Consider the following 21,525-nt stretch of genomic DNA (forward strand, 5'->3'; position numbering starts at 1 on the left):
TCATTTCAATAAAAGAACAAGTAAGGAGGCTGGTTAGTCCTTACTTGTTCTTTTATTTGACTTGTCTTTCGTTCGATGCTGTCAGATGGTTATGAAAATATGGTATACTTTGAATGGCGAACATATATTCTCATGATTAATTTTCTAGTAAGTTGGTGGGCCAATGTCAGAGGCTATTCATATATCGGTAAGAACGCTCGTTGAACATGTTTTCAAGAGCGGCAGTATTGATTCACGTTTCCACTCTCAATCGACGCTTCTAGATGGGACAAGGATTCATCAAAAGATTCAAAAAACGTATCAAGAAGATGATCAAAAAGAAGTGTATCTCCACGCGGAAATCCCATTTGATGAGCTTTCCTTCTTTATTGATGGCAGGTGTGATGGGTTATTGTTTCGTGGGGATGAAGTGATCATCGACGAAATCAAATCATTTTCACAGATGTCAGAGCAGATACAAAATGGAGGGTATCCTGTTCACTGGGCACAGGCACAGATGTATGCCTATATGTATGCCAAGGACAAGGCGCTAGAGGAAATCTTTGTCCAACTTACCTATGTCCACGTTGAAACAGAAGTGAAAACATATTTTAAAAAGAAGTGTCAGATTTCAGAACTAGAAGCATTTGTTGGTCAGGTAATAGAAGACTATGCACCATACGCTAAGCTGCTCCATGAGAATCGGGAAAAACGAAATGGAAGCTGTAAAGAGCTAGCCTTCCCATTTGATTCCTATCGCGAGGGACAGCGGAAATTAGCTGGAGTGGTTTATAAGACGATTTTAGATGAAAAAAATCTGTTTGCTAAAGCGCCAACAGGAATCGGCAAGACGATATCGACACTCTTTCCTTCAGTAAAGGCAATCGGGGAGGGGCTTCTGAATCGAGTTTTCTACCTTACGGCTAAAACGATTACCCGTACAACGGCCGAAGAGGCGTTTAAAAAAATGCGCTCTTCAGGTCTTTGTATGAACACGCTGACCATTACGGCCAAGGACAAGGTTTGTTTTAAAGAGGAAACTATTTGCCAAAAGGATTATTGTGAATTTGCAAATGGCTATTATGATCGGATCAATGACGCGATTCATGATATCCTAACAAATGAAACCGGCATGACCCGTGAAGTAATTGAAATATATGCAAGGAAACATAGGGTCTGTCCATTTGAATTTTCGATTGACCTTACCTATACAGTGGACTGTATCATCTGTGACTACAATTATATTTTCGACCCGCGGGTATCGCTAAAACGTCTGTTTGAAGAGCAAAAAAAACATACCGCACTCCTAGTCGATGAGGCACATAATCTGGTGGACCGGGGGCGTGAGATGTTTTCAGCAACCTTAAACAAAGAATTATTTCTCCAATTGAAAAAGGATTTTAAGGGTGTCAATAAAGCAATATATGAGTCTGCAACCAAGCTAAATGCTTGGTTTATTTCCCTCAAAAAAGAAAATCTAGATAAAAATGAATTCACTATTGATGATTTGGATGAAGAATTAATTGAACAACTGATTCAATTTGTAGAAAGCGCAGAACAGGTTCTTCAAACAGAAACGTCCCAAACTCTTTTGGAAGCATACTTTGTGGTAAATAATTTTTTAAAAATTACCGAGTTGCTTGATGAACATTATGTCGTTTATGCCGAAAAAATTAAGAACGATTTACTCGTGAAGCTTTTTTGCATTGATCCTTCAAAGCTTCTTAAACAAATGGGGAAGGGCTATCGATCAAAACTATTCTTTTCGGCCACATTGTCTCCTTTATCCTATTATCAAGAAATCCTTGGTGGGCAGGACGATGATTATGCAATATCCATCCCTTCACCATTTTCAAGTGATCAAGTCGACGTCTTTATCAATCCATTATCTACTCGTTACCGAGACCGGGAACAGACAAAGCGTTCAATTGTATCTGCAATCCAAGCCTTGATTAAAAACCGGCCTGGGAATTACTTTATCTTTTTCCCATCCTATCAGTATTTACTTATTGTTTATGACCAGTTTAAGCAACAAGACCAAGAAACCAATACGATCATCCAAGCATCAGGGATGACCGAAACTGAAAGGGAAGATTTCTTGGCGGCATTTAAACCCAATCAAACAGAAACATTACTGGGCTTCGCTGTCCTCGGCGGTATTTTTTCGGAGGGTGTCGATTTAATTGGGGATCGTTTAAATGGGGTTGTCGTTGTAGGTGTAGGATTGCCGCAACTTTGTTTTGAGCGGAACCTCATCAAGGATCATTTTATTAAGAAAAACAAAACCGGTTATGACTATGCCTATGTATATCCTGGCATGAATAAAGTGCTGCAAGCAGGGGGAAGGTTGATTCGCTCGGAAGAGGACCACGGAACCATCGTATTGATTGATGACCGATTCCTGGAGCGGCAGTATCAAATGCTCATGCCGCTGGAATGGCAGCAGTATACAGTTGGTTCTCCACAAACATCTCTATTAAAAGGCAAATAAACCCTTATGGAAAATATCCATAAGGGCTTTTTTAGTTAAATTTTTGATAAAATCCTAGTTTCCAACACGCAGATAATATTTATTTTTGCAAAATAGGTGACAATTTTGGAAATTATACATATAATTAATAAAAAGTTGCACAAGGTAAAAACTTTGAAGGAGGGGAAAGAGAGATGGATAACCCTAAAATTATCAAACTGGTAAATGGTGAAAAAGGCAATTTAATTAAAATTACTTCTTTAAATCTGGACGGTGTGATGAGAAGAAGATTATTAGACTTAGGATTTGTGGCAGGTGCATTAGTTGAGGTCATGCGTAAAAGTCCATTGGGAGATCCGATTGCATTTCGTGTCAGTCAAACAACGATTGCCCTCAGAAGAGAGGAAAGTTCAAAAATAGAAGGGGAGCTGGTATCTAATGGGTAATGAATATCGAATTGCCTTAGCTGGAAATCCGAATACGGGGAAAAGTACCTTGTTCAATGCCTTAACCGGCCTCAGACAACATACAGGGAATTGGGCAGGAAAAACCGTTTCACTTGCACACGGGACTGTTCAGCATAAAGATAAAACGTTTAATCTTATTGACCTTCCTGGCACCTACTCGCTTTTCTCGAATTCAACGGATGAAGAAGTAGCGCGAAATTATATCGTTTTTGAAAAACCAGATGTGACAGTTGTGGTACTTGATGCGACTTCATTAGAGCGGAATTTTAATCTAGCGCTGCAGGTATTAGAGATGACAACAAATGTTGTCATTTGTATCAATTTAATTGATGTTGCGGAAGAACAAGGAATTCAAATTAATGAACGATTGTTGACCAATCGGTTGGGAGTTCCTGTTATCAAGATTTCTGCCAGGAACAAAAAGGGATTCCCTATGCTCTTAGATACCATTGATCGAATTGTGACAGGGGCGATTGAATGCAACCCAGTTCAAGTGTCCTATCCTGCTGAGATCGAAGCCAAGATTAAAAAAATTGAACCTAAAGTACGTGAATTTGTTGGCGATCAATTATCCGCTCGTTGGGTTTCTTTGAGATTGCTAGATGGAGACGAAACATTACTGAATGAAATTAGCAACCGATTGGTTGCAGGAGGTGGTTTAGAGAATGAGTATTCAAAAGCTTTATGCTGAAGCTCAGGAGCTGTCGACACCAAAGCTGAGAGATGACATTGTTCAAAACCTCTACGATCGCAGTCATAAATTATGTCATGAAGGAATTACCTATACACAATCAAAAAGGGATACTCGAACCGAAAAACTAGATGCGGTTTTTACATCACCTATTTTTGGTTTTCCCATCATGATTACTATGTTAGGAGTTCTCTTTTATTTAACAATCGCTGGAGCAAATATTCCATCCTCCATGTTAGCTGAGTTTTTTGGATTCTTAGAGGGGTATATTACATCATTTTTTACCTTCCTCCATGCACCAGATTGGTTGCACGGTGTCCTTGTTCTCGGTTTATACCGAGGAACAACATGGGTGATTAGTGTTATGCTCCCGCCGATGGCGATCTTTTTTCCAACATTTTCATTATTAGAAAATTATGGTTATCTTCCTAGGGTAGCCTTTAACATGGATCGGCTGTTTAAAAGGGTAGGTGCACATGGGAAGCAATCATTAACAATGGCGATGGGATTTGGCTGTAATGCGGCAGCAGTTATTTCAACGAGGATTATTGAATCACCAAGAGAGCGGATGCTTGCTATCCTGACAAACAATTTTGTTCCATGTAACGGGAGATGGGGAACTTTAATTGTTTTAGCTTCGTTATTCATGGCTGCCAATTTTACAGGTGGTGTTGCTTCACTTGTTACCACAGGGGTCGTTGTCGGTATTGTGTTATTTGGTATAGTGGTTACCTTTTTTGTTTCTTGGGTTCTGTCGAAAACGGCACTTAAAGGAGTACCTACTCATTATACATTAGAACTACCGCCTTACCGTAAACCGAAGATATTTGACACCGTGATACGCTCATCTTTAACAAAGTCCTGGTCTGTGTTAGTGCGTGCCGTTAAAGTGGCAGCTCCAGCAGCGATTTTAACTTGGGTGTTTGCGAATATTTACATTGGTGATACCAGCATTTTGATGTATGCTGTTGAGTTTTTGGACCCATTTGGAAAAATGCTTGGCCTTGACGGTTACATCATGATGGCGTTTATTTTAGGGTTACCAGCAAACGAAATTGTGCTTCCAATCCTATTGATGGGTTATTTATCAACAGGATCTTTAACCGAAGTTGATAGTATGGTAGATTTGAAGAAAATCTTTCTTGATCACGGTTGGACGTGGCTCACAGCATTGAATATGATGTTATTTTCGCTACTACATTATCCATGCGGCACGACTTTGCTTAATATTTATAAAGAAACGAAAAGTAAGAAATGGACATTTCTTGCCTTCTTGATTCCAACTGTTATTGCGATTCTTGTTCCACTCATTATCACACAAACAGTTAGATATTTTGGCTTAGTGTAATTAAAAAAATAAAAAAGGTAAGTGAGTATTTAAACTGACTTACCTTTTTTGATTAAGGAGGAAAGGGGCTTGGTGGGAGTTGAACCCACAAGAAACACTGCAGTCAACGATTGTGACCTCAGGTTGCTCTATCCATTGAGCTACAAGCCCTGATTATATTTTGATGACCATGTTCTTTAAAAATATCCGGTTCATTTTAATAAATTAATCGACTACCCCAGATTGCTTGATATTCACCTTTACATGTACATGAACTTTTGCAGTTGGATAGAATCTCTTCCATTTTTTTTCATTAAAATCGCGATCATGCTCTCTATATTTTGCACCTAGACCTAAAGGGTCCACGCCATGCTTTTTAAACTTTTTGATGAGTTTTAATGAATCTTCTTCTAATTGCTCGGCAATTTCCTTTTGGATATGTTTTTTATCCAATGCTACCCTTTTTTTCTTTGGAGATGTGAATTCTTGAAGCCTTGTTTTCATCTTAAGATTAATCGTAAATTCCGGTCGGCCTTTTTTTATTTTTACTTGATAGTGTGCTTTTGAATGAAGATTATCTAGAACGACCATTTCACCATTTTCTAAAGTGAAACGCTGTAAGCCCTGCTTATATTTATCAACTAAACATTTAAAAGTGAATGCATCCTCCATAAAAATAGGAAAGCCATATCGATCATCTTTTAATATCGCAATGCCAATAATTTTAATATTATCTTCTACCTGTTTGATTAATGGCAAGTAGGGATCCTGTCCATTTTGGTTGAATTGAAATAAATATGTTTGTAAATTTGATTCAGGAAGATTATCTGATTTCATGGATTGATCCAGCATTTCTTGTACAAACAACGAAACATTTTCTGTTTTGAATTTCTCTATTTTAAGTAGTTCACTGGCATCCCCATCGACGACAGCCATTTGAATAATACTGCCTATGGAAGGGTCACGGTTTAGGGTGTCAACAACATCTGTAATCCCTTTTTTTGCTAGTGATTTTCCAAAAAGTGCAACCCGTAATTGACCGCTGACTAATGGATACCGTGACTCATTACTTATGTTGCTCCGAATTTCTTTACTCGTTTCACCTAAGCTTATTTTGACTTCAGTGGTAGAGGGCTGATCCTTCTTATAAATTGGATAGGTAATGGTTCCTTTTATCATTTTCTTTCCGGCCCAATCATATCCTACACCCTGGGTCATATTTATTTGATTGACGATATTGGTGGGTATCATAGAACAACCGGATAATAAGAAAATAGTAACCCATATTCCTATTAAGGTTCGATTAGCCATTTTGTTTTCTCCTTCTTAGTATTGTGAAAATTATTAGGAGGATTGGGATGTAGCCATAAAAGAACAATAAATTCATTTGGGTTACGTATTTATCCAGTGCTTCTTTCAATTGTTCGTTTATTAATTGAGATATAACCACACTAAGTAGGCTTAAAATGATTAAAAAGTTCTTTTGCTTCTTTTTAAAAATTCTCTTTAAACCTCTGGTAGAACACCATAATAGAAGGGCAAGTAATGCTGAAACAATGATGAGATACATTGATATATATAAGTACTCAAAGCGCTCCAAATAAGAAAGCCGAATAATTTTTATTAAAGATAATTCTGGCCAAATTGTTTCTTTTATCTGACTTTCACTATAAAACGTAAATGAAACAATCGCAGAAACCGTATAAAGTAGGGTAGTAAACAGGACAGCTAAGTGTGCGAATTTTTTTGAAGATTTAGCATCTCTAATAAATGGATAAAACATGAGTAACGCTTCTGTTCCAGCTAATGTATACATAGAACTTTTGACTGCATCCAGCATATCCAAAAAAGAATGTTTCATGATTGGCAGTAAATTGGTAAAATGAGCAGCCTTCAATGGAAAAATATAAAGGACGATTAGGGTGATTTGTGGAAAAACAAATGATAAAAAAGAAACACCGACTACAATCCGAAATCCTCCGGACACACAATAATAAACTAATCCTAGGATTAATGAACAAATGATCCATGAAGGTAAGGTAGGGAACATCCATACTTGAATAATCTCAATAAATCCCAGTAAGACTGAGACGCTTGCCAGCCAATAATAAATCATAATGATAAAGCTCAAAACACTTCCGAGAATGTTCCCAAACACCTTTGAATGGACATCAACAATATCACCATCCGCTTTTTCAAGCAGCTTATACATAATCCATATGAACATTTGAACGAAACACCCTGCCGCGATTACACCAATCCATGCATCATAACCTGCTTTCGCAGCAATAGTCCTTTGGAATCCTAAAATACCAACTCCAACCTGTGAATTGTAAATAATAAAGAAAACTAAATAGGGAGAAACTTGATGCCTTTTATTCACTTGCAAATGAATACCCCTTTACGATTTATTCATAAAAATCGTTCACTGGTTCTGGGTTTTCTCGATTCCCAGTTGCTTTTCTTTTCTTTTGTGGTCTAAGGGCGGTCGGGTTTGCTTTCTGCTTTGAAAAAGGAAGTCTGAACCAAAGATCTTGAAATGATGTTGTTCGAATTGGGAACATGCTTAAGTAAGGACGTCCGAGAGACGTTAACCGTAATAAATGAACGATTGTAAATTGGTATCCTAAAAACACCCCAAACAATCCAAACCATTGGGAAAGAAAAATTATTGGAAACTTAATAAACCGAACAGTGTTGCTAAATTTATAAACCGGCGCCGTATAGGAAGCTAAGGTACCGAGCCCTACTAAAATAAGCAATACATTACTAGTTAATCCCGCTTCAACCACTGCCTGTCCGATAACAATACCACCCACAACCCCAAGAGATTGTCCGATTTTATATGGTAATCGAATACCTGCCTCTTTTACCATTTCAATCATGATTTCTAACATTAAAGCCTCTAAAAAAGGAGGAAAGGGAACATTTACTCTTGAACCAACCAGAGTTTCGAGCAAAGGGGCAGGAATCAATTCATAATGATACGTCATGATCGCTACATACAATGGACTAGCAAAACAAGAAATGTACAAAGCAACAATGCGTAAGAGTCGAAAGAAATTTCCAATAATCCAGGAATAACTATAATCTTCCATCGCAATCAACGATTCAATTATGGTAACTGGAACAAGGACTAGATTTGGTGAACCATCCACTGCAATGATTATTTTGCCTTCCGTTAACCCTGCAGCTACCCGATCTACGCGCTCTGTTGATATGGATTGAGGGAACAAGGAATTCGTATTGTCCTCAATCATTGAAGAAAGATAAGAACTGTCCTGGATATGATCATACTGAACATCGTTTATTCTTTGAACAACCGTGTTAACATTTTCCGGGTCAGCAATCCCATCTATATAAATAACTGCAACATTGGTTTTTGAGAGTTCGCCGACTTTCATTTCGATTACAAGCAGTTCAGGGACAGGTAATCGTTTTCGAATAAGATTAATATTGGTGTCTAATTCTTCAATAAAACCCACTTGCGGTCCAACAGCCGAGGATTCCATCATTGATATGCTAACATCTCGAAATTTACTATTAGCAATATTAATTAATAGACATTCTTCATCTTGGTCATGCTTTTGTATCACCAAGAATCCCCGCATCAGGTTTTGGATGATTTCCTTTGGATCTTTAGTAAAAATAATTTCTTGGACAGGAATGATGCTTTTTAATTCCTCTAATGATAACTGCTCATTTAAAAAGGGCAAAACATCCTGATGGAGGATGTCAGATGAAATCAGTGTGCGATAATACGAAAGCCAAAAAGGATGATCTTCTTTTATGGAAGTATGCTCATGAACAAAGTCATTTGATTTTGATAAACGTTGGAGCCACTCTTCTTCGTTATCGTTTTGTGGGTTTGCTTCCTTGTAAGGAAGATCTGCATTTGGTTTCATGATACACCCTCAAAATAATTTTTTTCTCATTATGTGTAGAAAAGGGAATTTTATGCAAATCATCCTGTGATTATAAGGTTTATGGAAGGAAAGATAATGGCAAGGAAGAATAAACAAAAGCAAAAGATGAGAAATTAACAGGGTAGCAACTTTTATCTTGAATCGAATATTAGTGAAAGTTGGTGAAAAGCTTGAGAATATTCATGATAATTTTATTTTCTATTTTATTAGGAGGCTGTTCAGCTGGAAATTTAAGTGATCAAGATCAAGTTCAACCCTCTTCACCATCCAAAATTGAAGATAGTACAAATCATAAAGATAAAAAGGGAATCATGAATTTTCTTTTAATTGGGAGTGATTCAAGAGGCGAACCTAAATCCTTCTCAGATGCAATCATTATTGCCCAATATGCTCCTAAAGAAGGTAATATCAAGTTAATTAGCTTGATGAGAGACAGTTATGTCAAAATACCCGGGTATCCAAAAGGATACGACAAGCTCAACATGGCCTATTTTTTCGGCGGAAATGAATTATTAAAAAAGACGATTTATCAAAATTTCGGAATTAAAGTGGACCACTCGATTTCCATTGATTTTGAAGGGTTTGCAAACTTCATTGACCTGATTGCACCAGAAGGAATTACTGTGAATGTTAGTCAAAAGATGATTGACGATTTCAATATGAACGTGAAGCCTGGAGAAAATGCGCTGAAAGGAAGAGAATTGTTAAAATATGTCCGGTTTAGACATGATGACGAGAGTGATTTTGGCCGAGTGAAACGACAACAGGAAGTCATTGTCAAGGTAAAGGAACAATTAAAAAATAAGTTTAGTCATTTTGAGTCGTTAGCAGCTCTTCCAGATTTTGTGGAGGAAAGTTTAAATCATGTAGAGTCAGATATGGACAAAGGAGAGATATTATCAGTATTATCTAAACTGGTCTTTTATCCAATCAAGAATATCGATAGGTTACGGATCCCAATCCAAAATAGCTATGTAAATAAAACCTATCCTCATGCTGGAGCCGTTCTTGAAATAAACATGGAGGCAAATAGAGAGGCTTTAAAGGATTTCTTACTGAAGCCTTCACCAGTTAACAGAGAGTACCATTATTAATGAAACAAAAAAGCAGACATAACCTAAGGAGGATGTCTGCTTTTTTTTGTTATATCAGTAGTGAAATAGGTCCAATTATTGGAAGAAAATATCTAATTGCACAAAACACCTTGAAATCGGCACAAAACATCTTAGAAATGGCACAAAACAATGGAAAATCTGCACAAAAACCTTTCAAATTTGCACAAAAGAACTTGAAACTCACACAAAACTTATTTTTTAAGTTTGTTTATCTCTTCCGTAACAATAAAAGCAAGATCATCATTGGCAAACAGCGCTAACACACCAAGCAAAGTCTGGTCACCCACTTCTCCCGCTTCTTCTTTCGAAACGGTTAACTCAATTGCTTCTTTTAAGACAGGATTGGTGGTCTGATTCGGATAGGCTCGCAGATATAACTCTTCCGGATCAAGATCATGATTTACGCACCATTGAGCAAATACGAGAATCATCATTTTCTCTTCACCACGATAGTTTTCGATAATCTTTTCTTCTAACTGTTTTTGATTCATTTGAATTCTCCTTAAAATGCATTATGAACTAATTATATAAGAATTTTGTCCAATATACAGTGGTAATACATGTTTTCGAATTAAACTCCTTCTTTTTAGGGATACTGTGTTTAGAATATACTTTTTATATGAAAGGGGAACGTATAGATGAGTAAAGTTGAAGTAGGGGAAATTTTTACTATCAGTGATGAGAACGATGAGGAACAAGAAGTTGAAGTGCTAGGGGTAATGAATATTGAAGGAAATGACTATGTTGCAGTTGGATTTGCCGCAGATATTAAACAAGAATCGGATGAAGATATTGATATATTTTTTCTAAAGGTAGATGCAGACGGTGATTTTACCGCCATTGAAAGTGATGAAGAGTTCGACAAAGTTTCAACAGCTTTTGATGAAATGATGGACGAGGAAGACGGAGTGGAAGAGTAATATGCCGGATCCAAGAGGGATTAATTATCTCTCTTTTTATTTTCATTGATTTCAACTGGGAAAATTATGTATTTATAAAAACTTTCTTGGCATACTACATATGAAGAACATCTATAAAGGAGTAATGTAATGTTAATTGAAGAAGGTACGAAATATCAAATTTCTCAAGGGATTAAAGGTTTTTTCAATTCAGCAGAATCAATGATTGTAAAAAGTTATAATGGAGTAACTGTACAATTCACTCTAGCGGATAGCAAAGGTCATGGCTCCATGCCAATTGAACACTTAAGTTATTTATTGAAAAAATCAAACTTAACGCAAATTCCCAATAAAAGAATTTTACTTAGCAATGATAATAATGAGGAACAAATTAGCTAAACAACTAAAAATTAATAAAAAAAACGAAAGAGAGGGAGAATAAATGCCCTCTCTTTTTGAAATCGGATATTTTCATAGGATATTTCATAGGAAGTCTTGAATATTTTAGTAATGAATTTCTTTAATAAAAAAGATTGGGGCTGAAACCAAAATGGATACAAAGAAAATTACTGTTCAAGATGCATCGATTGCATACATAGATAAAGGTGAAGGGAAACCAATTGTTCTGCTGCATGGGTTTTGTGGAAGCTCGAGTTATTGGGAGCATGTCATTCCTGCGTTGTCAGCACACTGCCGCGTAATTGCTCCTGATCTTCCGGGACATGGTCAGTCAGATCCTCTAAAAGTCAGCAGCACAATTGAAAATATTGTGGATCAAATGAAAAACCTTTTGGATCAATTAAACCTATCGGAAGTAACGATGTTTGGTCACTCATTAGGCGGCTATATCACCCTTGCCTTCGCAGAAAAGTATGGCGGTCAATTAAACGGGTATTCGCTTATACATTCAACGGCCTTTCCAGATTCGGAAGAGGCGAAAAAAGGCAGGCAAGCCAATATTGAAAAAGTCAACCAGTCGGGAATCTATTCGCTAATCGACGGTTTAGTACCAAAACTATTTTCGCCGGAAAATCAAGATGAGAATTATGTCGGAACAGCAATGGAGATAGGCTATTCTACTTCAGCAGAAGGCGCCATTGATGCACTACATGCGATGAAGGACCGGCCAGACCGCAATCGTGTTTTAGAAACTTCTGAAGTGCCGGTCCTATTAATCGCGGGAGAACAAGATCAAATTATCCCTTCAGAAAAGACATTTTCGGTTAGCAAAGCCAATATTAAACATTCATTAATAAAAAATTCGGGACATATGAGTATGTATGAAAATCCTTTGGATCTTATTTCAGAGATTCAGGGATATTTATCGACTATCTAAGTCTTATTAGAGGAACCAATCCGGTTCCTTATTTTATTTATGTTTACCAATAAAAAACATAATTCTATATTAGAGAAAAAATAATTGACAATCTGGTTAATTTCTTGTTATCCTATAAACAACAAAGGTTCATATTTAAAAACAATAACCGTTTTAATAAACATACACGTGATAAGAAGGGATGAGGAAATTGAATTCACCGATGCTTTATGAACTTCGTCGACCAGCACAAACGGAACCAAGTAAAACATATCCTGCCTTATTTCTAATGCACGGAATAGGCAGTAATGAGCAGAATATGCTGACTTTAGTTAACGGACTAGAAGATCGCTTTTACATTTTCAGTGTTCGCGGGCATCTTCCACAACCACCAGGATTTGCGTATTTTACGATTCAAGGATATGGAAAACCACATCGAGAAGTGTTCGATGAAGGAATCAGTAAGCTTACTACCTTTATTGATTATGCATGCAGCGAATATCCTATTGATGAGAGTCAATTGTTCTTACTTGGCTTCAGCCAGGGGGCAATCCTATCGATGACCCTAGGATTAACACTGGGAAATCGAATCAAGGGCATTATTGCATTAAGTGGCTACATTCCTGCTTTTGTAAAAGAAGAATACAACATAAAGCCAGTCGATAAACTATCGTTATTTATTTCCCATGGCAAGTTGGATCAGGTCCTTCCATTCGAATGGGGTTTGGCAAATAATGAGTATTTTCATGAGTTGGGGGCAGATGTCACCTTTAAAACTTATCAAGAAGGACATACAGTTTCATTGGAAAACCACAAGGATTTTATGAACTGGTTATTGGAAAAAGTAGAATCTTAAAAAACAACTAAGGGGAAATGAAAAATGTTAAACAAATTCGAAGCTAGTACATTAATTTTAAGAGTTATGTTAGGAATTACGTTCTTTGTTCATGGGTTAGTTAAATTCCAAGGCGGAATTGAAAATATCGTTGGCTGGTTTGACAGTATCGGGTTACCAGGAGCCTTAGCATATGGTGTTGCTTCAGTAGAAATGATTGGTGGGGCTGCATTAGTTTTAGGTTTAGGCAGTAGAATCGTTTCAGCTTTATTGGCTTTGTTAATGATTGGTGCAACAATCAAAGTGAAACTAGCTATAGGCTTTTTAGGGAATGGACAAATGGCTGGTTATGAATTAGATTTAGCTTTATTGGCAATGGCTGTGTTTATTGCGATTAATGGAAGTAAAATGTTTGCGTTGGATCAACTTATTTTCAAAAGTCAAAAGGAAGAAACTAAATCTTTATCGAAAAGTTATAATAACTAAATAGGGGGAAGCAATATGTTGCCATCTTTTTTTATTGCTCATGGAGCACCGCTATTAGCGATTGAGAATAATGAATATACGCAGTTTCTAAATCATCTTGGGCAAACGCTGCCCAACCCAAAAGCGATAATCTTGTTTTCGGCCCATTGGGAATCATCTATGCAAAAAGTAAGTCAGGTCGACAACTATGAGACCATTTATGATTTCGGTGGATTTGACCCGGAATTATACCGGATCAAATATCCAGCTCAGGGGAATCAGCAGATTTCTCAAGAAATTAAAGATTTGTTTACAGAAAACGGTGTACCATTCGAAGTTGAAACGAAACGTGGCTTGGATCATGGAGCATGGGTGGTTCTTCGTCTACTTTATCCAAATGCAGATATTCCGGTTATTTCGATGTCTGTCAATCCAAAACTTAAACCAGAAGAACAATATAAAATCGGAAAGAGTTTATCTGCATTAAGAGCCAATGATATTTTAATTATTGCGAGTGGAGGAACTGTGCATAATCTCAGAGCAGTGAAATGGGCAGATAACGAAGTCGATCAATGGGCACTTGAGTTTGATGATTGGTTGGCAACCCATCTGAATAATTGGGATTTGGATTCCTTATTTAAGTATGATTCACTTGCTCCAAATGCTGAATATGCCGTACCTCGCTATGGCAATGAACACTTCATTCCGATTTTCTATGCGTTGGGAGCAGCTGACGATAGTCAAAAAGCTACTTTGCTGCATCGCAGTTTTCGATATGGAAACCTCAGTCATAGTGTTTGGCAGTTTGGGGATAAATAGGATTTGAAAAATTTAAGTTAATACACAATAAAAATCCCAACCACTAAAAGGTTGGGATTTTTATTATTTATTCTGCATCTGCTGGGACAGCACCTGCGAAACTTCCATTTATAAATACGTACATTGCTGGAATGCCATCAGCACTAATAAAAGGTACACCGACAAATGTTACACCCTCAGCAGGTAAGACAACCTCAATACTATGTGCTCCATTCCATGAAAAACCAGATTTAAGGAGTTCCAATTTTTTTGCCTTAAACTCTTCACTACTTAAAAACGTAGCAACAATCTTATTTCTTTCTGCACCCTGAAGTGGTAAAAGATCGTGACAGGTGCAATCTTCATATGCCTCTGCAGCTTTTACCGTATTACCAGTAGTCACAAACAACGATAATGCAATAACGATTCCACATAAAACTGTTAGCAATTTCTTCATAAATATTTCCTCCTTTATTTAACCTCCTTAACTTGATTCTCTCTTTTTCGACAATCTCCTTCAAAAAGTTCGGAAAAATCTTCGACAAATACCAATATTTATTACAATTTCGTGTCAAAATGGGTGTCAGGCACCTAGTTGTTTGAAAAAGGGGAAAGAGGCTTCAGTCGAAGGTATGGAGGCTATTGACGTCCGAAAAAAGGCCGTTCCTGTGGGAACAGCCTTTTCATGTTAATATCCTTTTGCAGTATAATATTTAACTGGTTCTTTACCCGATGCTTTAAGTTCTGTAAAAATTGTCCCTGTCAGACTATGTGATCCTTGTGCATCATGACCAATTTCCCACATCATCATGCCGCCAAAGCCGTGATCGAGGGCCAGACGTGTTTTTTTTATCATCGTAACACCGCCATTATAATGGTAGGTCGTACCATTCATCTGAACAGTGTCCTTTCCAGCATTGGCAGGATTATTGTTAATTATTGCTGCAAAGGATACCTGTTTGATTTTAGGATCTTCCGGTGTGGCGTAAGACGGGACGCCCAATACTAATTTTTCCTTTGAAAGTTTCTGAGTTTCAAATAGGTTTGTCCAATAGTTTACGATTTTCTCTGTATAGGGATAGGGCGATAAATTTGCGGCATTGTAACTGCCGTCATACTGACCATCATACGCCATAATATTAACATGGTCTACCGTTTTGAACATAGATGGATCATACTGAATAAAGGCTACTTCCGTTAACGTCACCGCATGAATCTTTGAATAAACAGCAATAGATAGCTCTTTCTTTTTTGGATGAAGCTGGGCACTTAACTCTTTCGCAAAAGCAGAGAGATTTTGTGCATCCTCTGTTGAACGAGGGTGTTCAAAATCGATATCAATCCCATCCAGCTTTTCACGGACTGCGATATTAGTAAGCTCTTTAACTAGCTTTGCTCTAGATTTAGGATCAGAGATCGCCGGTTTAAAATAATTGTAGGATTCTCCGCCCTTGATATGGTACCATCCACCAATCGCCAGCATCACTTTCGTGTTATGCTTTTTCGCATTTTTAACAACAGCTCTAAGGTTTTTTAAAGCTGGATCACCATTAAATAAAATTCCTCCATCCTTAGTAGGATGAACAAAGGAGAAAATGACATGTGTTAATTTGGAATAATCAACCATGTTTGGATCACGAAAATCCTGAACATAGCCGATCAGCACCTTTGATGATGCCTTCTTCAATTTAGGGAGTTCTTTTGAATTTGGCTTAATGGCCGATTTAGGTGCATCTTCTAATATTAGCGTATTGGGACGATCTTGCTTTTCATTATTTTTAGTGTAAATGACTCCAGTTAGTATTCCTCCAATGAAGGTCACCGCAATTACCAGACCAAGGAGGAGATGACGTTTATGCATAGATGGTGTTCCTCCTTATTATTTCTCATATAAAAAATTGTAACAGAAAAAGCGAGGAAGAACGGTTGGTAATATCAACCTATGTTGGTACAGCAGCCTTCGGAAAGTGAAATAATTTGAATTTATTTGTTGGTTTTTGCTATAATCATAAGGTTAATGTTAAAAACTAAGTATTTAATATATATAAAATTGTAAGGTGGTAACCATGAATCAAGACTATAGAGTGTTATTGTATTATAAATATGTCTCAATAGAGAATCCTGAAGAAGTGACCCAGGAACATCTTAACTACTGTAATGAACTAGGTCTCAAAGGTCGAATTATCATTGCGGCGGAAGGAATTAATGGAACGGTGTCAGGCACCATTGAACAAACTGACGCGTATATGAAATATATGGATGAACATCCACTTTTTGCAGGGACTATTTTTAAAATTGATGAAGCGTCCGAGCATGCCTTCAAAAAAATGAAGGTAAAATTCAGACCGGAACTTGTCACATTGCGTTTGGAAGATGATGTGGATCCGAATGTGCAAACCGGTAAGCATTTGAAACCAAAAGAATTCTTTGCGGAAATGCAAAAGGAAGATACGGTTGTCATCGATGCCCGAAATGATTATGAATTTGATTTAGGTCATTTTAGAGGGGCTGTAAGACCGGATATTCTTAACTTTCGTGACCTGCCTGAATGGATACGAGAAAATAAGCAAGCGTTTGAAGGCAAAAAGATTCTTACCTATTGTACCGGTGGAATTCGTTGTGAAAAATTCTCAGGCTGGCTTTTGAAAGAAGGCTTTGAGGATGTATCGCAACTAGAGGGCGGAATTGTTACCTACGGAAAAGACCCAGAAGTTAAAGGGGATTTATGGGATGGTCAGCTCTATGTTTTCGATGAGCGAATAAGTGTTCCTGTAAATCAAAAAGAGCATGTAATTGTTGGGAAGGATTATTACACGGGTGAGCCTTGCGAGCGCTACGTAAATTGTGCCAACCCAGCATGTAATCGAAAAATCCTTTGCTCTGAAGAAAACGAACATAAACACTTACGAAGCTGTTCGCATGAGTGCCGGGTTCTTCCTCGCAACCGTTATGTTGCACAACACGGTTTAAGCGAAGATGAGGTAAAGGAAAGATTAGCGGTGATTGAGAAAGAATTAACCCTATAAGTATTATTTAAGAAGTAGGTCAAAATTAATGGCCTGCTTTTTTTGTTCTTCTTTTTTAAGGTTTGTGAATAGGAATTTAAGAATAGATTTATTATGATAGAGAATATAAGCTGATTGTTATTTTTTACATTGAGAGGAGCGGATTGGACAAATGGTAACCTATACCAATCGAAAAGAAGTCCCAGCGCATGAAAAGTGGAACTTAGCTGATATCTATTCGGATATCAAGAAATGGGAAGAAGATTATCTGCTAATTGAAAAGATGGCAGCTAACCTAAAACAATATGATGGAACCATTCAAAACGGACACTCACTTTATCAATATCTTAAGCAAAGAGAAGAGTTATCTTTTCTATTCAACAAAGTTTATGCCTATGCCATGTTGAGTGTAGATGAAAATACAAGGGATACCCAGGCACAGTCCCACTTAGACAGAGCAAAACAACTGAGTGTTAAGGTTAGTGCTGCCACCTCTTTCTTTATGCCTTATTTATTAAGCCTAGATGAAGAATCATTAAAAGCATACATATCAGCAGAAAAGGAGCTAGAATACTTTGCAGAGGATTTATGGGAGTCGTTTCGATACAAGCAGCATGTATTAACAAAGGAACAGGAAGCAGTTCTCTCCCAACTAGGTGAAGCACTCTCGGCCCCAGGTAATATCTTTGGAATGATGAATAACGCTGATATTAAGTTTGGGGAAGTAACCAGTGATAACGGGGAACGGGTGGAATTAACAAGGGGCATGTATTCAAAATTAATCGAAGAAAAAGATCGTGAAAAGCGAAGAGAGGCCTATAAAGCATATTATCAACCATACTTGCATTTGAAAAATTCGATTGCCGCCACCCTATCCGCCGCCATTAAAAATAATGTGACAACTGCTAAAATCCGTCAATATCCTTCTGCATTAGAAAAGGCATTATTTGGGGATAAGGTGCCAAAAGAGGTCTATGAGAATCTGATTAAAACAACCAAACAAAATATTGGTCCACTTCATCAATATTCACGCATCCGCAAGGAAAAGTTGGATCTCGACGAACTACGTCAATATGATATGAGTGTCCCGCTTGTCAGTGGAGTCAAACAAGTGATTTCATATGATGAAGCCTATGACACGATGTGTAAAGCTTTAGCACCGCTCGGGGAAGATTATATCCAGATTCTTAAGGAGTTTAAAGATGCTCGTTATCTTGATGTTAGGGAAACACCTGGAAAGCGGTCAGGTGCCTACAATCTTGGTGTCTATGGGGTCCATCCATATATCCTGTTAAATCATCAGGATGATTTGGACAGTTTATTCACGCTGGTCCATGAATGTGGGCATGGTGTCCACAGCCGGTGGAGTTCGCAGTACCAGCCGCAAATTACCGCTCGGTACAGTATATTCGTTGCAGAAGTGGCATCAACTGTCAATGAAGTCCTGCTAATTAACTATTTACTTAACAATGAGAAAGACCCTGATGTGCGAAAACATTTAGTTAATCATTTTATCGATCAATTTAAGGGGACATTTTTCACACAAGTCATGTTTGCTGAGTTTGAGATGAAGACACATGAAATGGCAGAAAAGGGGCTGCCTTTAAATGTGGAAGTATTTAATCAAACCTATGAGACACTATTCCGGGAATACAACGGGGATGAGGTTGTCTTTGATGAGGAAGTAAAATTTGGATGGTCAAGAATCCCTCATTTCTACCGCCCTTTTTATGTTTACAAGTATGCCACAGGATTTGCATCTGCGATTCATTTGGCGACTAAGATTCTTGAAGGCGACCAAGAAACGCTAACTTCCTATTTGGAATTCTTAAAGAGCGGTAGTTCGGATTATCCGCTTGAACTGTTAAAAAAGACCGGCGTCGACCTAACCACTCCATTTCCAATTGAGAATTCAATGAAACGGTTTGGTGAATTGGTAGAAGAATTCTCACGCTTGTAAAAATAAGCTACTCCAAAATAACCCATGTTGTCTTCCTAATGGAGACAAACGTGGGTTATTTTTTATAGAGTTATGGGTGAACTTTTTGTAGAATTAGGAAAGTTAAGTAAATAAAAGGGGTATTTGGTACTATGATGAGTAGAAAAGACAAAAAACGAGGAAAGATGAAATCATTGGTACCGGTCATTATCATTGCAGTTATATTACTTATTACTGGTGGTTTTTACTTAAATAGTAGTTTGAAGGAAAAGAATGCTGCTTCAAAAACCGCCAAGATTAAGGAAATATCTCCTGAAGAAATAAAAGAGGAACCAAAACCAGAAACTAAACTAGAAATCAAACCAGAACCAATTAAAGAAACGACAATCAAAATAAGTGCTGCTGGTGATTTTACACTTGGGTCGGATGAATCATTTAATTATAGTTCTTCCTTCATCAAAGCAGCTTCTGACAATGGACTAGCGTATTTTGTCAAAGGCTTGAAGGGACAGTAACCACTGGCCCTTTATTTTTTGGAAGATATTTTTAAGCCAACGTTCGAGTAGGTGGTATTGTAAAAAGTAAAATCACGATTCTTATATTGATATTGGTTCTTACTTTGGATCTGTTTTCTGATATTAATTTTTAAATAATCATTGAAACGTAGAAAGATAGCATAATTTGATGACGGATAATGGTTTAGTAGCTCTAAATCCAATTCTAATATCCCATTCCCACTCTTATCAACGTTCACAGGCAGGGAAGATTCAAGCAGGCCATTGTTTGTATCACGAATCAGTCCATGTGTGAGTGAATCCAGATGATCACCAAATACCTTAAATTTAAGATAATATTTATTCTTATCAATATATTCTTCTTCAAATGTCGAATGCATTGGAATTCTTATATATTTGTATGGGTCTTCTAGAAAGGGGACAACAACATAGGGAAGATTATCTTTAATGATAACATCCTTCATTTTTTCATTCTTATCCCACGCAAAAAGGTTCTCAAGTTGCTTATATTTTCGATCAGTGTACAAGTTATATACGACTTTGTTCATTGGGTGAAAGAATTCCCCTGAAAACTCATAATTTAGCTTTTTCGTTGTTTTTAACACTTGATTAAACTTATAGTAATAGACGCGCTTAAGCCTTGTTTTTTGAAAATGAGGTGTAGTGAAAAATCTCGTAATTGAATCAAATTCATATAATCGATTTAAAACCATCTTCTTTTTTTCTAGTTCTAAATTCTTGTTGATAATATGGTTAATCACTTTAAGATTACAATTTGTCTTTTGGATAATGTTGGTCTGATTTGACAAACGAGTGTTTTGATTATCGATTCGATTCAAATAATAAATTGGATGTTGCGTCGTGGAAATTGACTGACAATGCGTTAAAACGTCAATGAAAAATTGTTTGTCTTCAGCAAATTTCATTTCAGGAAAAAAAATCTGATTGTCCTTTATTACACTCGTTTTTATCATTCGTGCCCTGGGTCCTAAATGATGAAAGATATGTGGGATCGAAAATGGTGATTCACTTCTTCTTTCTTTACATGATTCATGCTCTCCGATAATAATTGTCTTACCTTTTGCTTGAATTTGAATGGTTTTCCCAACTGCATAATCATCACTTGTTTCCTCTAAAATGGTCGATAATACTTCGAGTCCATTGGGTTCAAGCCAATCATCCGCATCCAAAAAAGTCATATATTTGGAGCTCGCCAATTGAATACCGATATTACGCGGACGGCCAGGTGTACCAGTATTTCTTTTAAGAAAAACGACAATGATGTTATCAAATTTTGAAGAGTATTCTAATAAAATATCTCTTGAGGAATCGGTAGAACCATCATCGATTAATATATATTCGAAATTTTCCAAGCCAAGGGATTGATTTAGGACAGAGTTAATCGTTTTTCTAAGATATTTTTCAGCATTATAAACGGGGGTAATGACAGAAACTAATGTGGGATTCCGCTGGGTGTTTAATTTTTGATCAACGATATAATATCCTTCAGCGTTATAATTCATTATTTGCTGCTTTTGTTTCCATTTCCATAGCATGTTCTATACCTCAACTTTCTGTCCCTCTTTTTCTTACTTTTACTAATATGTAAAAAGCAAAACCATTATTTATTCTTTGACAAAAATTACTATATTATTCGAAAAACAGATCTCCTACGTAAAATTACTTTGGAAGTAGTCCATAATTTACGTTTTGACAACTTTTTACACTAAATATATCTGAATAATGTTAAAATAATTCTTATTGATAATGATTCTAGGA

General features: G+C 37.0%; 21 protein-coding genes and 1 tRNA gene. 14 read left to right on the plus strand and 8 right to left on the minus strand.

Annotated elements, in window-relative coordinates; genetic code table 11:
• Positions 1-163: 163 nt before the first annotated feature.
• The 4 genes from J7E63_RS14025 to J7E63_RS14040 all read left to right on the plus strand — a co-directional run bounded on the left by J7E63_RS14025 (position 164) and on the right by J7E63_RS14040 (position 4,955).
• The gene (locus J7E63_RS14025) at positions 164-2,470 is read left to right on the plus strand and encodes an ATP-dependent DNA helicase (RefSeq protein WP_215013262.1); all 2,307 of its coding nucleotides are present in this window, start codon (positions 164-166) and stop codon (positions 2,468-2,470) included.
• A gap of 173 nt (positions 2,471-2,643) precedes the next feature.
• On the plus strand, positions 2,644-2,895 hold the full coding sequence (locus J7E63_RS14030; RefSeq protein WP_215013263.1) for a FeoA family protein: 252 nt from the start codon (positions 2,644-2,646) through the stop codon (positions 2,893-2,895).
• Positions 2,888-3,607 carry a FeoB small GTPase domain-containing protein gene (locus J7E63_RS14035; protein WP_215013270.1) on the plus strand — a complete coding sequence of 240 codons (720 nt, stop codon included), beginning with the start codon at positions 2,888-2,890 and terminating at the stop codon, positions 3,605-3,607. The genes J7E63_RS14030 and J7E63_RS14035 overlap by 8 nt, the downstream gene beginning before the upstream one ends.
• The gene (locus J7E63_RS14040) at positions 3,582-4,955 is read left to right on the plus strand and encodes a nucleoside recognition domain-containing protein (RefSeq protein WP_215013272.1); all 1,374 of its coding nucleotides are present in this window, start codon (positions 3,582-3,584) and stop codon (positions 4,953-4,955) included. The genes J7E63_RS14035 and J7E63_RS14040 overlap by 26 nt, the downstream gene beginning before the upstream one ends.
• A gap of 64 nt (positions 4,956-5,019) precedes the next feature.
• Here J7E63_RS14040 and J7E63_RS14045 read toward each other — a convergent pair.
• The 4 genes from J7E63_RS14045 to J7E63_RS14060 all read right to left on the minus strand — a co-directional run bounded on the left by J7E63_RS14045 (position 5,020) and on the right by J7E63_RS14060 (position 8,839).
• Positions 5,020-5,105 (minus strand) — tRNA-OTHER (locus J7E63_RS14045).
• A 54-nt stretch (positions 5,106-5,159) separates the two neighbouring features.
• The gene (locus tag J7E63_RS14050; RefSeq protein ID WP_215013274.1) at positions 5,160-6,245 is read right to left on the minus strand and encodes a Ger(x)C family spore germination protein; all 1,086 of its coding nucleotides are present in this window, start codon (positions 6,243-6,245) and stop codon (positions 5,160-5,162) included.
• Positions 6,238-7,317, minus strand: coding sequence for a GerAB/ArcD/ProY family transporter (locus tag J7E63_RS14055; protein WP_308161958.1), 1,080 nt, complete (start codon positions 7,315-7,317; stop codon positions 6,238-6,240). The genes J7E63_RS14050 and J7E63_RS14055 overlap by 8 nt, the downstream gene beginning before the upstream one ends.
• 25 nt (positions 7,318-7,342) lie before the next feature.
• On the minus strand, positions 7,343-8,839 hold the full coding sequence (locus tag J7E63_RS14060; protein WP_215013278.1) for a spore germination protein: 1,497 nt from the start codon (positions 8,837-8,839) through the stop codon (positions 7,343-7,345).
• Positions 8,840-9,042: 203 nt separating this feature from the next.
• Between J7E63_RS14060 and J7E63_RS14065 the strand changes: the two genes are divergently transcribed.
• Positions 9,043-9,954 (plus strand): LCP family protein, encoded by a 912-nt coding sequence (locus J7E63_RS14065; RefSeq protein ID WP_215013280.1) that lies wholly within the window; start codon positions 9,043-9,045, stop codon positions 9,952-9,954.
• Between the two features lie 212 nt (positions 9,955-10,166).
• On the opposite strand, the gene J7E63_RS14070 is transcribed toward J7E63_RS14065, so the two are convergent.
• The gene (locus J7E63_RS14070) at positions 10,167-10,466 is read right to left on the minus strand and encodes a hypothetical protein (protein WP_215013282.1); all 300 of its coding nucleotides are present in this window, start codon (positions 10,464-10,466) and stop codon (positions 10,167-10,169) included.
• Between the two features lie 147 nt (positions 10,467-10,613).
• Here J7E63_RS14070 and J7E63_RS14075 point away from each other — a divergent pair, with 147 nt between their 5' ends.
• The 6 genes from J7E63_RS14075 to J7E63_RS14100 all read left to right on the plus strand — a co-directional run bounded on the left by J7E63_RS14075 (position 10,614) and on the right by J7E63_RS14100 (position 14,308).
• On the plus strand, positions 10,614-10,895 hold the full coding sequence (locus J7E63_RS14075) for a DUF1292 domain-containing protein (protein WP_215013284.1): 282 nt from the start codon (positions 10,614-10,616) through the stop codon (positions 10,893-10,895).
• Between the two features lie 129 nt (positions 10,896-11,024).
• The gene (locus tag J7E63_RS14080; RefSeq protein WP_215013286.1) at positions 11,025-11,273 is read left to right on the plus strand and encodes a hypothetical protein; all 249 of its coding nucleotides are present in this window, start codon (positions 11,025-11,027) and stop codon (positions 11,271-11,273) included.
• Positions 11,274-11,424: 151 nt separating this feature from the next.
• The gene (locus J7E63_RS14085) at positions 11,425-12,210 is read left to right on the plus strand and encodes an alpha/beta fold hydrolase (protein ID WP_215013288.1); all 786 of its coding nucleotides are present in this window, start codon (positions 11,425-11,427) and stop codon (positions 12,208-12,210) included.
• A 181-nt stretch (positions 12,211-12,391) separates the two neighbouring features.
• Positions 12,392-13,045 carry an alpha/beta hydrolase gene (locus J7E63_RS14090; protein ID WP_251033534.1) on the plus strand — a complete coding sequence of 218 codons (654 nt, stop codon included), beginning with the start codon at positions 12,392-12,394 and terminating at the stop codon, positions 13,043-13,045.
• 24 nt (positions 13,046-13,069) lie between these two features.
• On the plus strand, positions 13,070-13,510 hold the full coding sequence (locus tag J7E63_RS14095) for a DoxX family protein (protein ID WP_215013292.1): 441 nt from the start codon (positions 13,070-13,072) through the stop codon (positions 13,508-13,510).
• A 15-nt stretch (positions 13,511-13,525) separates the two neighbouring features.
• Positions 13,526-14,308 carry a dioxygenase family protein gene (locus J7E63_RS14100; RefSeq protein WP_215013294.1) on the plus strand — a complete coding sequence of 261 codons (783 nt, stop codon included), beginning with the start codon at positions 13,526-13,528 and terminating at the stop codon, positions 14,306-14,308.
• A 67-nt stretch (positions 14,309-14,375) separates the two neighbouring features.
• On the opposite strand, the gene J7E63_RS14105 is transcribed toward J7E63_RS14100, so the two are convergent.
• Together J7E63_RS14105 and J7E63_RS14110 are read right to left on the minus strand one after the other, a co-directional pair.
• Positions 14,376-14,744 (minus strand): hypothetical protein, encoded by a 369-nt coding sequence (locus tag J7E63_RS14105; RefSeq protein ID WP_215013296.1) that lies wholly within the window; start codon positions 14,742-14,744, stop codon positions 14,376-14,378.
• Between the two features lie 231 nt (positions 14,745-14,975).
• Positions 14,976-16,148 carry a glycosyl hydrolase family 18 protein gene (locus tag J7E63_RS14110; protein ID WP_215013298.1) on the minus strand — a complete coding sequence of 391 codons (1,173 nt, stop codon included), beginning with the start codon at positions 16,146-16,148 and terminating at the stop codon, positions 14,976-14,978.
• Between the two features lie 205 nt (positions 16,149-16,353).
• On the opposite strand from J7E63_RS14110, the gene trhO reads away from it, so the two are divergent.
• From trhO to J7E63_RS14125, 3 genes are all read left to right on the plus strand, one after another.
• Positions 16,354-17,313 (plus strand): oxygen-dependent tRNA uridine(34) hydroxylase TrhO, encoded by a 960-nt coding sequence (trhO, locus tag J7E63_RS14115; protein ID WP_215013300.1) that lies wholly within the window; start codon positions 16,354-16,356, stop codon positions 17,311-17,313.
• 151 nt (positions 17,314-17,464) lie between these two features.
• Complete coding sequence (gene pepF, locus J7E63_RS14120) at positions 17,465-19,252, plus strand: oligoendopeptidase F (protein WP_215013303.1); 1,788 nt, start codon at positions 17,465-17,467, stop codon at positions 19,250-19,252.
• A gap of 131 nt (positions 19,253-19,383) precedes the next feature.
• Positions 19,384-19,746 (plus strand): hypothetical protein, encoded by a 363-nt coding sequence (locus J7E63_RS14125; protein WP_215013304.1) that lies wholly within the window; start codon positions 19,384-19,386, stop codon positions 19,744-19,746.
• A gap of 11 nt (positions 19,747-19,757) precedes the next feature.
• On the opposite strand, the gene J7E63_RS14130 is transcribed toward J7E63_RS14125, so the two are convergent.
• Entirely contained in the window at positions 19,758-21,302 is a 1,545-nt protein-coding gene (locus J7E63_RS14130; protein ID WP_215013305.1) for a glycosyltransferase family 2 protein, read from the minus strand.
• Positions 21,303-21,525 lie beyond the last annotated feature (223 nt).

It is taken from the genome of Bacillus sp. ISL-75, assembly GCF_018613095.1.

Coding starts and splice junctions, on each gene's coding strand:
- J7E63_RS14060 (WP_215013278.1), bottom strand. CDS start 8,839: ATGAAACCAAATGCAGATCTTCCTTACAAGGAAGCAAACCCACAAAAC.
- J7E63_RS14035 (WP_215013270.1), top strand. CDS start 2,888: ATGGGTAATGAATATCGAATTGCCTTAGCTGGAAATCCGAATACGGGG.
- J7E63_RS14025 (WP_215013262.1), top strand. CDS start 164: ATGTCAGAGGCTATTCATATATCGGTAAGAACGCTCGTTGAACATGTT.
- J7E63_RS14050 (WP_215013274.1), bottom strand. CDS start 6,245: ATGGCTAATCGAACCTTAATAGGAATATGGGTTACTATTTTCTTATTA.
- J7E63_RS14030 (WP_215013263.1), top strand. CDS start 2,644: ATGGATAACCCTAAAATTATCAAACTGGTAAATGGTGAAAAAGGCAAT.
- J7E63_RS14095 (WP_215013292.1), top strand. CDS start 13,070: ATGTTAAACAAATTCGAAGCTAGTACATTAATTTTAAGAGTTATGTTA.
- J7E63_RS14070 (WP_215013282.1), bottom strand. CDS start 10,466: ATGAATCAAAAACAGTTAGAAGAAAAGATTATCGAAAACTATCGTGGT.
- J7E63_RS14130 (WP_215013305.1), bottom strand. CDS start 21,302: ATGCTATGGAAATGGAAACAAAAGCAGCAAATAATGAATTATAACGCT.
- J7E63_RS14110 (WP_215013298.1), bottom strand. CDS start 16,148: ATGCATAAACGTCATCTCCTCCTTGGTCTGGTAATTGCGGTGACCTTC.
- J7E63_RS14065 (WP_215013280.1), top strand. CDS start 9,043: ATGATAATTTTATTTTCTATTTTATTAGGAGGCTGTTCAGCTGGAAAT.
- J7E63_RS14100 (WP_215013294.1), top strand. CDS start 13,526: ATGTTGCCATCTTTTTTTATTGCTCATGGAGCACCGCTATTAGCGATT.
- J7E63_RS14090 (WP_251033534.1), top strand. CDS start 12,392: ATGAGGAAATTGAATTCACCGATGCTTTATGAACTTCGTCGACCAGCA.
- J7E63_RS14105 (WP_215013296.1), bottom strand. CDS start 14,744: ATGAAGAAATTGCTAACAGTTTTATGTGGAATCGTTATTGCATTATCG.
- J7E63_RS14040 (WP_215013272.1), top strand. CDS start 3,582: ATGAGTATTCAAAAGCTTTATGCTGAAGCTCAGGAGCTGTCGACACCA.
- J7E63_RS14080 (WP_215013286.1), top strand. CDS start 11,025: ATGTTAATTGAAGAAGGTACGAAATATCAAATTTCTCAAGGGATTAAA.
- pepF (WP_215013303.1), top strand. CDS start 17,465: ATGGTAACCTATACCAATCGAAAAGAAGTCCCAGCGCATGAAAAGTGG.
- J7E63_RS14075 (WP_215013284.1), top strand. CDS start 10,614: ATGAGTAAAGTTGAAGTAGGGGAAATTTTTACTATCAGTGATGAGAAC.
- trhO (WP_215013300.1), top strand. CDS start 16,354: ATGAATCAAGACTATAGAGTGTTATTGTATTATAAATATGTCTCAATA.
- J7E63_RS14125 (WP_215013304.1), top strand. CDS start 19,384: ATGATGAGTAGAAAAGACAAAAAACGAGGAAAGATGAAATCATTGGTA.
- J7E63_RS14085 (WP_215013288.1), top strand. CDS start 11,425: ATGGATACAAAGAAAATTACTGTTCAAGATGCATCGATTGCATACATA.